This is a genomic window from Streptomyces sp. NPDC001093 (assembly GCF_040298985.1).
Taxonomy (GTDB): domain Bacteria; phylum Actinomycetota; class Actinomycetes; order Streptomycetales; family Streptomycetaceae; genus Streptomyces.
Genome location: NZ_JBEPBF010000221.1, coordinates 1 through 9,421, shown reverse-complemented (window position 1 = coordinate 9,421; position 9,421 = coordinate 1). Strand labels below are relative to the sequence as shown.

At 72.4% G+C, this 9,421-nt stretch carries 10 protein-coding genes, 2 tRNA genes and 1 pseudogene; 11 read left to right on the top strand and 2 right to left on the bottom strand.

The annotated features are described in order from the left end of the window. Positions 1 to 151 precede the first annotated feature (151 nt). Entirely contained in the window at positions 152 to 1,429 is a 1,278-nt protein-coding gene (locus ABT288_RS48165; protein ID WP_351622939.1) for an amidohydrolase family protein, read from the bottom strand. A 396-nt stretch (positions 1,430 to 1,825) separates the two neighbouring features. On the opposite strand from ABT288_RS48165, the gene ABT288_RS48160 reads away from it, so the two are divergent. The 9 genes from ABT288_RS48160 to ABT288_RS48120 all read left to right on the top strand — a co-directional run bounded on the left by ABT288_RS48160 (position 1,826) and on the right by ABT288_RS48120 (position 7,656). After that, positions 1,826 to 1,898: transfer RNA gene (locus tag ABT288_RS48160), tRNA-Thr, on the top strand. Between the two features lie 46 nt (positions 1,899 to 1,944). Further along, positions 1,945 to 2,017, top strand: a tRNA-Met gene (locus ABT288_RS48155). Between the two features lie 90 nt (positions 2,018 to 2,107). After that, entirely contained in the window at positions 2,108 to 2,272 is a 165-nt protein-coding gene (gene rpmG, locus ABT288_RS48150) for a 50S ribosomal protein L33 (protein WP_003948671.1), read from the top strand. Positions 2,273 to 2,456: 184 nt separating this feature from the next. Further along, entirely contained in the window at positions 2,457 to 2,909 is a 453-nt protein-coding gene (locus ABT288_RS48145; RefSeq protein ID WP_351622936.1) for an FAS1-like dehydratase domain-containing protein, read from the top strand. A gap of 7 nt (positions 2,910 to 2,916) precedes the next feature. Then, positions 2,917 to 3,345, top strand: a complete 429-nt coding sequence (locus ABT288_RS48140; protein ID WP_351622934.1) for a MaoC family dehydratase — start codon at positions 2,917 to 2,919, stop codon at positions 3,343 to 3,345. 113 nt (positions 3,346 to 3,458) lie between these two features. Continuing rightward, positions 3,459 to 4,028: a TetR/AcrR family transcriptional regulator gene (locus tag ABT288_RS48135; RefSeq protein ID WP_351622932.1), complete on the top strand. Its 570-nt coding sequence runs from the start codon at positions 3,459 to 3,461 to the stop codon at positions 4,026 to 4,028. Positions 4,029 to 4,115: 87 nt separating this feature from the next. Then, positions 4,116 to 5,600 (top strand): DHA2 family efflux MFS transporter permease subunit, encoded by a 1,485-nt coding sequence (locus ABT288_RS48130; protein ID WP_351622930.1) that lies wholly within the window; start codon positions 4,116 to 4,118, stop codon positions 5,598 to 5,600. A 44-nt stretch (positions 5,601 to 5,644) separates the two neighbouring features. Beyond that, positions 5,645 to 6,034, top strand: coding sequence for a DUF3291 domain-containing protein (locus ABT288_RS48125; protein WP_351622928.1), 390 nt, complete (start codon positions 5,645 to 5,647; stop codon positions 6,032 to 6,034). Positions 6,035 to 6,600: 566 nt separating this feature from the next. Next, on the top strand, positions 6,601 to 7,656 hold the full coding sequence (locus tag ABT288_RS48120; RefSeq protein WP_351622926.1) for a UDP-N-acetylmuramate dehydrogenase: 1,056 nt from the start codon (positions 6,601 to 6,603) through the stop codon (positions 7,654 to 7,656). 19 nt (positions 7,657 to 7,675) lie between these two features. On the opposite strand, the gene ABT288_RS48115 is transcribed toward ABT288_RS48120, so the two are convergent. Further along, positions 7,676 to 8,308, bottom strand: coding sequence for an NAD(P)-dependent oxidoreductase (locus ABT288_RS48115; protein ID WP_351622923.1), 633 nt, complete (start codon positions 8,306 to 8,308; stop codon positions 7,676 to 7,678). 102 nt (positions 8,309 to 8,410) lie between these two features. Here ABT288_RS48115 and ABT288_RS48110 point away from each other — a divergent pair, with 102 nt between their 5' ends. Continuing rightward, complete coding sequence (locus tag ABT288_RS48110; protein WP_351622921.1) at positions 8,411 to 9,022, top strand: TetR/AcrR family transcriptional regulator; 612 nt, start codon at positions 8,411 to 8,413, stop codon at positions 9,020 to 9,022. A gap of 45 nt (positions 9,023 to 9,067) precedes the next feature. Next, positions 9,068 to 9,421, top strand: a pseudogene (locus tag ABT288_RS48105) (hypothetical protein); the annotation flags it as partial.

The following is a 9,421-nucleotide window of genomic DNA, read 5'->3' as shown; positions in this document are numbered from 1 at the left end:
CGAACGGCCACAGGCCGGGCGCAGGTGGACGGGAGCGCGCCGGGGGCAGGTGGACGGGTACGCGCCGACGTGCACGCCCATCCACGCGCCTCTCAGCTCTGCAGGCGCCCCGCCCCGGCCCCCCGGCGCCCACCCGAGACCGCGCGCCCCCTCACGACAACGCGCCCCGCCCCTGTCGCGGCAACCCGAGTTCCGCCGTGGCCGCCGAGTTGCAGTACTCGCGTACCGCGCTCGTGCGGGCCACCACCCGGCCGCGATGGACCACGATCCGGCTGTAGGCCAGGGACAGGGCGCCGGCCAGGCGGTTGCCGCGTACGGCGAGGAGGTCGGCGGGGAAGCCGGCCTCCACGCGTACCTCCGGCAGGCCCAGCGTCGCGCGGGCCGAGGTGCTGACGGCGTCGTAGGCGTCCTCCGGGCGCAGGCCGTGCGCGGAGGCGAGGAGGTAGGCCGCCTCCAGGGGGTCACCGCGGCCCACGGGGTTGGAGGCGTCGCGCAGGGCGCCGCTGCCCGCCGACACGCGCACCCCGGCCGCGCGCAGCAGCCGTACCGGAGCGGCGCCCCGGCGGTCGGTTCCGCAGCAGCCGCCCTGGGGCAGGCACACGACCGTCACACCGGCCGCCGCGAGCTGGTCGGCAGCGCGGCAGGCGGCCTCGGTGGGCAGGCGCGCGAGACCGGCGCACGGTCCGATCGTCACGCCGGGGCGCAGTCCCCCGGCCAGGGCGGCGAGCCGGGACAACCGGGCGGGGTCGGAGGCGTCCGTGTGCAGGTCCACCGGGCAGCCGTGCTCGGAGGCGACCTCCAGGACGGTCTCCACATAGCCCGTGGGATCGGGGTCCAGGTCGGGGCAGCCGCCCACCACGGAGGCGCCCATCTTGAGCGCGTCGCGCAGCATCGCCAGCCCGTCGGCCCCGGCCACGCCGGTCAGCAGCCGTGGCATCGCCACCGTCGTCAGCTCGGCGAGCCCCCGTAGCGAGCGCCGCGCCTGCAGGACGGCGCCCAGCGCGTCGAGCCCCTGCACATCGCCCACGCGCACGTGCGCGCGTGCCGCCGTCGCCCCGTGCCCGAGCTGCAGCAGGGCCGCCTCGGTCGCCCGGCGCTGGACGTCCTCGGGGGTGTACGACGCCGGGCCGGGGCGCTCGGCGGACAGCGCGGTGTCTCCGTGGGCGTGCGGCTCGGCCGGGGCCGGCAGGAGCAGGTAGCCGCTCAGGTCCACGCGCGTGGCGCCCGTCCGCGTGGCGCCCATCCGCGTGGGGCCCGGCGCCAGACTGCCGGCCGTGCCCACCGCCTCGATGCGCCCGCCGCCCAGCCGTACGTCCACCGTGCGGCCGTCGGTGAGCCGCGCCCCGCACAGCAGCAGAGCGGCCGGGGCGAACTTGCCCGAGGATCCCGAGTTCGACTGCGGGTGGGGCTGCGGCTGGCTGTCGGGCATCGCGCTCCAGGGTCGGGGGCCGGGGGCTCGGGCGCGCCCGTGTGAGACTCCGGGGCCCGGGCCCCAAGATCACGCCGGGCGAGTCGAGCCTAGGGCGGCGAGCCGTGCCGGGCGCGCAGGAGCGCAATAGTCGTACCGGTGTGGTCCGCCCTTCGCGGTACTACGTGTCGCCCACCCGCGCGGCCCTCGTTCTCCCCCGGCGACGCGCACGCGTGCGTGCCCCGCTTCTGTCACTAGGCGTCCCGGGCCGGCCGCTCTTGGCGATCACCCACTGCCTCATCGGCCCCCGCACTGCGACCCATGAGGTCGCTGCGGGCCCTGGGCCGGGGGTGGTCGCGGGCTGCCGGATACGGATTTGGGTGAACGGCGGCGGACCGTGTAATGTCTTCATCGCTCGCCCCAATAGCTCAGTCGGCAGAGCGTCTCCATGGTAAGGAGAAGGTCAACGGTTCGATTCCGTTTTGGGGCTCTGGTGTGAGAGGTTCCCGTCGAAAGGCGGGACTCGATCGCACCGCAGCGGTGTAGCTCAGTCGGTAGAGCAAGCGGCTCATAATCGCTGTGTCACCGGTTCAAGTCCGGTCACCGCTACTCACAGTAGCCGATTGCGGGGTCGGTCCTTCGATCGGCTACTCTTTCTTGCGTTGAATTAGTCCACCCGTTCGTCTTAGGAGCACTCACGTGGCTGCCACCGACGTCCGCCCGAAGATCACGCTGGCCTGCGTGGAGTGCAAGGAGCGGAACTACATCACCAAGAAGAACCGGCGTAACAACCCGGACCGTCTTGAGATGAAGAAGCACTGCCCGCGTTGCAACGCGCACACCGCGCACCGCGAAACGCGATAAACAGGCTCGTCCGCGAGGCCGTCCCCTTCCGAGGGGGCGGCCTCGCGGCGTTTCACCCCCTCCACCGGGGCTTCGGCTTCACCCGCGCTTCAGCGGCCGGGACTCACCCGTCCCCCGCGCGATCCCCGCCGTGGATTCCGGCTAATTTGGGGCCATCACAGCAGACATCAGGAGGTGCCGGGCCATGGCGCTCGACCAGTCCTTCGTGGGACGGACCTACCCGCCCACCGCGCCCTACGAGGTGGGCCGGGAGAAGATCCGCGAGTTCGCCGAGGCGGTGGGCGAGACCAACCCGGTCTACACGGACCCGGAGGCCGCGAAGGCGTTCGGTCATTCCGATGTGATCGCCCCGCCGACGTTCGTGTTCGCCATCACGTTCCCGGCCGCGGGGCAGATCGTCGAGGACCCGCAGCTCGGTCTCGACTACAGCCGCGTGGTGCACGGCGACCAGAAGTTCGCCTACAGCCGCCCCGTGCGGGTCGGCGACCGGCTCACGGTCACCTCCAGCATCGAGGGGATCAAGTCCCTCGCGGGCAACGACATCCTGGACATCCGTGGTGAGGTGCACGACGAGGCCGGTGAGCACGTCGTGACCGCCTGGACCAAGCTCGTGGCCCGCGCGGCCGAGGGGGCGTGAGGACCTGATGACGGCGAAGATCGCGTACGACGACGTCGAGGTCGGCACCGAACTGCCGGCGCAGACCTTTCCCGTGACCCGCGCCACGCTCGTGCGCTACGCGGGTGCCTCCGGGGACTTCAATCCGATCCACTGGAACGAGAAGTTCGCCAAGGAGGTCGGCCTGCCGGACGTCATCGCGCACGGCATGTTCACCATGGCCGAGGCGATCCGCGTGGTCACCGACTGGACCGGGGACCCCGGCGCGGTCGTGGAGTACGGCGTCCGCTTCACCAAGCCCGTCGTCGTGCCGAACGACGACAAGGGTGCGCTGATCGAGGTCAGCGGCAAGGTCGCGGCCAAGCTGGACGACAACACCGTGCGCGTGGACCTGACGGCGACCAGCGACGGCCAGAAGGTGCTGGGCGTGTCCCGGGCGGTCGTACGGCTGGCCTGACGGCACCACCGGAACGGTGATGTAAGGGGCGTCCTCCCTGGTGGGACGCCCCTTACGCACATCCGCGCACGAGGGCCTTGCTAAGTTAGTGATTGAGCACTAACTTACCTTCCATGGTCAGGATGAGCGCAGAGGAGCGGCGCGAGAGCGTCGTTCGCGCGGCGATCGCGGAATTCGCGCAGAAGGGCTACTACGGCACTTCCACGGAGGCGATCGCGAGCCGCGTGGGTGTGTCGCAGCCGTACCTCTTCCGGCTCTTCGCGGGCAAGAAGGCGATCTTCGCGGCCGCGTCGCTGCGCTGCGTGGAGGACACCTGCCGGGTCTTCCAGGAGGCGGCCGCGGGGCTTCAGGGCGAGGAGGCCCTGCACGCCATGGCGAACGCCTACGTGCGAATGATCACGGAGCAGCCCGAGAGGCTGCAGATGCAGATGCAGACGTACATCACGGTCGCGGCGGCCGAGGCGGAGGGGGACCACGAGTTCGGCGAGGCCGTACGGGCCTCCTGGATGAAGCTCTGGGACACCGTTCACCTGCCGCTGGGGGCGGACGACAACGGGACCACGACCTTCCTGGCGTACGGAATGCTCATCAATACCCTCGCGGCCATGAGGTTCCCGCCGGAGCACCGGGTCTGGCAGGGGATGTATCCGTCGGCCCGGATCACCGGCCGACTGGAGAAGTAGCGGAACGAGGCGGACTGTCCCGCCTCTTTCTTTGCGCACAAAAGTTAGTCATCAATAACTAACTAGAGATCGCTCTCTGGGGGAGAGATGTCACAGCAGACCGCGACGAGCGCGGGGCGCGGAAGCGCCGCCTGGGCCCTCGTCATCACCAGCGTCGCCGGCTTCATGGCGGCCCTCGACAACCTCGTCGTCACCACCGCCCTGCCCTCCATCCGCAAGGACCTCGGCGGCGCGCTGGACGACCTCGAGTGGACCGTGAGCGCCTACACGCTCACCTTCGCCGTCCTGCTGATGTTCGGCGCGGCGCTCGGCGACCGCTTCGGGCGCCGCCGGCTCTTCATCGCCGGACTCGCCGTCTTCACCGGCGCCTCCGCCGCCGCGGCCATGGCCCCCGGCATCGGCTCCCTGATCGCCGCCCGCGCGGTCCAGGGTGTCGGCGCGGCCGTGATGATGCCGCTGACGCTGACCCTGCTGACCGCGGCCGTGCCCGCCGCCAAGCGCGGGATGATGTACGGCATCTGGGGCGCCGTCAACGGGCTCGCCGTCGCCTCCGGACCGCTCATCGGCGGCAGCCTCACCGAGCACGTGTCCTGGCACTGGATCTTCTGGCTGAACGTGCCGCTCGGCCTGATCACCCTGCCGCTCGCCCGTCTCCGCCTCGCCGAGTCCCACGGCACCGGCGCCCGGCTCGACGTCCCCGGCACCCTGCTCGCCAGCGGCGGCCTCTTCGGGATCGTCTACGGCCTGGTCCGCGGCCCCGCCGACGGCTGGACCGACTCCGTGGTCCTCACCTCGCTGTTCGCCGGGGGCGCGCTGCTGACCGGGTTCGTTCTGTACAGCTCCCGCGCGGCCGCCCCCATGCTGCCGATGCGGCTGTTCCGGTCCCGGGCCTTCTCCGGCATCAACGCCGCCAGCCTGCTGATGTTCGTCGGCATGTTCGGCTCGATCTTCCTGCTCAGCCAGTACATGCAGGGCGTGCTCGGCTACTCGCCCACCGAGGCGGGCCTGAGGATGCTGCCCTGGACCGGCATGCCGATGCTCGTCGCGCCGATCGCCGGAATCCTCTCCGACCGCATCGGCGGCCGACCGGTCGTCGCCGCGGGCCTGTTCCTGCAGGCCCTCGGTCTCGGCTACATGGCCGCCGTCGCCACCGCGGACGCCTCCTACGCCGCCCAGCTGCCCGCCCTGGTCATCAGCGGGATCGGCATGGCCCTGTACTTCGCTCCGGCCGCCAACCTGGTGATGTCCAGCGTCCGCCCGCAGGAACAGGGCATCGCCTCCGGGGCCAACAACGCGCTGCGCGAGGTGGGCGGCGCGCTCGGCATCGCCGTGATGTCGTCGATCTTCTCCGCACAGGGCGGCTACGACAGCGCACAGAGCTTCGTCGACGGCCTGCGGCCGGCCCTGGTCACCGGCTCGGCGGTTGTCGCCCTCGCCGCGGTCGCGGCCCTGGTGATCCCGGCCCGGCTCGGCGCCGCCCGCCTCGCCCCCGCAGCGGACGGGCAGACGCCCGCCCCGGCCCCGGAGGCCGCTGGCGCCGAGGCTCCGGTGCCGGCGGCCACCGCCCGCTGAAGACCTGCCCGGCACCTCGCCACCCTCGTCACAAGGAGTTCGCGATGCCCGCACTCCCCGCTCTTCCCTGGATCGTGCCGAACACCCCGCCGCAGGACACCGAGGTGCACGTCTTCGCCTCGCGCTTCGAGACCCGCTCCCTGTGGGGCGCCCTCCGCTTCCTGGTTCGCACCCCGGCCGTGTGGCGGCAGGTGGGCAGGGCGCCCGGCGCGTACGGGGCCTCCCTCAGGGCACAGCCCCTGCGGCGGACCTTCTGGACGCTGTCCGCCTGGGAGTCCGCCGACGCGCTGAAGGCCTTCGCCCACTCCGGTGCCCACCGGCCCACCTCCCGCGCGCTGGCCTCCCGGATGCGGGACTCCGCGTTCGCCACGTGGCAGACCACCAGCGACCAACTGCCGGTGACCTGGGAGGAGGCGGAGCGGCGGCTCACGTAGACCGTCGGCGGCAGAGACGGTACGCCGGCCACGCGCGCGTGGCCTTCGAGGGGAGCCACGCGCGCGTGCACGTGTGTTGTGGTTCACGTGCGGTGCACATCTGTCAGGTGTTCACGCGCGCGTGCACGCATGTCACGCGTTCACACGCGCGTACGTGCCTGTCGGTGCGTGCGGGTTGCGGAGCGGCTGGGTGCGGTCGGCGTGGGACCAAGGCTTGGCGCGGCACCGCGGCCGTGCCGGGGCGGCCCTGCCGTCGGCCCGGGGCCGAGGGCCTCCGGCGACTGCCACGGTGTCGTAACCGCCGCTCCTACGGATGTTGTGCCTCCGGCAGCAGGACGCGACTGCGTGCCGGGGCGGCCCTGCCGTCGGCCGGGGCCGACGCCGTCGGTGGAGGAGTCCCGTCGTCCCGCAGAAGTAGGGGCCCCCGTCGTCCGGCAGAAGTAGGGGCCCCGGCGTCCGGCAGGAGGAGGGGCCCCGGCGTCAGGCAGAAGAAGGGGCCCCCGGCGTCCGTCGTGGTGCCGTGACCGTCGCCCGTGCCGGCGGAGTCGTCTCGTAGTCTTGGGCCCGTGCAGGTACTCCACGACGCCCCTCTTGCCCCGCTGACCACCTTCCGGCTGGGCGGTCCAGCGACGCGGCTGGTCACTGCGGTGACCGACGCCGAGGTGATCGCCGCCGTCCGTGAGGCCGACGACAGCGGGACGCCACTGCTGGTCATCGGCGGCGGATCGAACCTGGTCATCGGCGACAAGGGGTTCGACGGCACCGCCCTGCGCATCGCCACACGCGGGGTCGAACTGCGCGGGACGACGCTGGAGCTCGCGGCCGGCGAAGTGTGGACGGACGCCGTCGCCCGCACGGTCGAGGCGGGGCTCGCCGGTATCGAGTGCCTGGCCGGCATCCCCGGCTCCGCGGGCGCCACGCCGATCCAGAACGTGGGCGCCTACGGCCAGGAGGTCTCCTCCACCATCACCGAGGTCATCGCCTACGACCGGCGCGCCGGCGAGACCGTCACGCTGACGAACGAGGAGTGCGCCTTCTCGTACCGCCACAGCCGCTTCAAGGCCGACCCCGAGCGCTATGTCGTGCTGCGCGTCCGCTTCGAGCTGGAGGACGCCGACGGGCTCTCCGGGCCCGTCAAGTACGCCGAGACGGCCCGCGCGCTCGGCGTCGAACCGGGAGACCGGGTACCGCTGGCCGACGCCCGCGAGACAGTGCTGAAGCTGCGCACCGGGAAAGGCATGGTGCTCGACCCCGAGGACCACGACACCTGGTCCGCCGGGTCCTTCTTCACCAACCCGATCCTCACCGACGAACAGTTCGCCGCGTTCCACGCGCGCGTGCGCGAGCGGCTGGGCGACGGCGTGGAGCCGCCCGCCTACCCGGCGGGGGAGGGCCGTACGAAGACCTCCGCGGCCTGGCTGATCGACAAGGCGGGCTTCACCAAGGGCTACGGCACCGGACCGGCCCGCATCTCCACCAAGCACACCCTCGCGCTCACCAACCGGGGCGCCGCCACCACCGAGGACCTGCTGGCCCTGGCCCGCGAGGTGGTCGCCGGCGTCCGTGAGGCCTTCGGGATCACGCTCGTCAACGAACCGGTGACGGTCGGCGTCAGCCTCTGACGGCACGAACGGCGGTGGCCTAGTACGCCACCCCCACCCCCTGCTTCACCGTCCCCTCGTCATCGATCATCGCCAGCATCGCGTGCGCCACGTCGGCGCGCGCGATGAAGCGGCCCTTGCGCGGGAAGCCGCCGACGGCGGTGCGGTAGCGGCCGGTGAGCGGCTTGTCCTGCAGGCGCGGCGGCCGTACGGACGTCCAGTCCGTGCCGCTGCGGGCCAGCTCGGCCTCCATCCCGCGCAGGTCGGTGTAGACGTCCTTCAGGACGGCCGACACCAGGCCGCGCATCGCACGGTCCAGGGCGCCGTCGTCCTCGGGGGCGGGGCCGACGGGACCGGCGCTGACCACGAGCAGCCGTCGTACGCCCTCCGCCTCCATGGCGCGCTGAACCGTACGGGTCAGCCGGGTGGCGACCCCGGCGTCCTTGCGGCTGCGCGCGCCCAGGCCGGAGAGGATCGCGTCCCGGCCCCGGACGGCGGCGCGCAGCTCCTCGGGGTCGGTGAGGTCGGCGCGGAAGACCTCCAGTGCGTCCCCCGTGACGTCGAGCCGGGCCGGATCGCGGACCACGGCCGTCACCCGGTGGCCCGCGCCGAGCGCCTGGCGGACGATCTCCCGGCCGATGCCGCCGGTGGCGCCGAAAACGGTGAGGTTCATGAATGCTCCCGTACTCGGGATTGGTGGGTGAGTATTCACTCACCCTTGCTCACTCTAGAGTGGGTAAGCACTCACCCACTCGTCAAGCCCGATTGGACGCCCATGGAGCCGAAGCCGGCGCGTGTCCGCATCCTCGACGCCGCCCACGAGCTCATGCTCACCGTCGGACTCGCCCGCGCCACCACCAAGGAGATCGCCCGCGCGGCCGGCTGCTCCGAAGCGGCCCTCTACAAGTACTTCGACAGCAAGGAAGACCTGTTCGTACGCGTGCTCGCCGAGCGGCTGCCCCGGCTCACGCCCCTCCTCAACGGCCTCGCCGCGAAACCGGGACAGGGCACCCTGGAGGGCAACCTCACCGAGATCGCCCGCCAGGCCGCCCTCTTCTACGAGCAGAGCTTCCCGATCGCCGCCTCCCTGTACGCCGAGACCCAGCTCAAACGGCGCCACGACGACGCCCTGCGCACCCTCGGCGCCGGCCCGCACCGGCCCATCCAGGACCTGGACGCCTACCTGCGCGCGGAACAGGCCGTCGGCCGTGTCCGCGCCGACGCCGACACCTTCGCGGCGGCCTCCCTGCTGCTGGGTGCCTGCGCGCAGCGCGCCTTCGCCTACGACGCGACCGACACGGGCGAGCGGCCGTCGGCCGACGCGTTCGCCGCGCGGCTCGCACGGACGCTGCTGGGCGGAATCTCCGTTGCCCCGGCCTCCGCGTGAGCCTCACGCTGGGGGCATGACAAACGCCCCCGCGATCACGACCGTATGCGGCTGAGGCTGCGCGAGTTCCGGCCCCGCACCGGCCCGCACGAGCACCGGGTCGTCCAGCCCCGGCAGCCCCTGCGCCACACCTCGCTGCGCGCACCCGAACCCATCGGCCTGCTGCTCGGCGACCACGACGGACTGAGCCGGCTGGCCGGCCTGTTCTCCTTCGCCGCCTACTCCCGGCACACGATCGTCCACGTGCCGCTGCGCGACGGCGTCCCGCCCGACGAGGGCGTGGGCGAGCGGGTCGACCTCGTCCTCGCCCATCACACCCTCGGGCTGCGCCCCGCCCAGTGGCCCGAGCTGCGCCGCAGGCTCGGCCGGGGCGCGCCGCTGACCGTCCGCACCGACGAG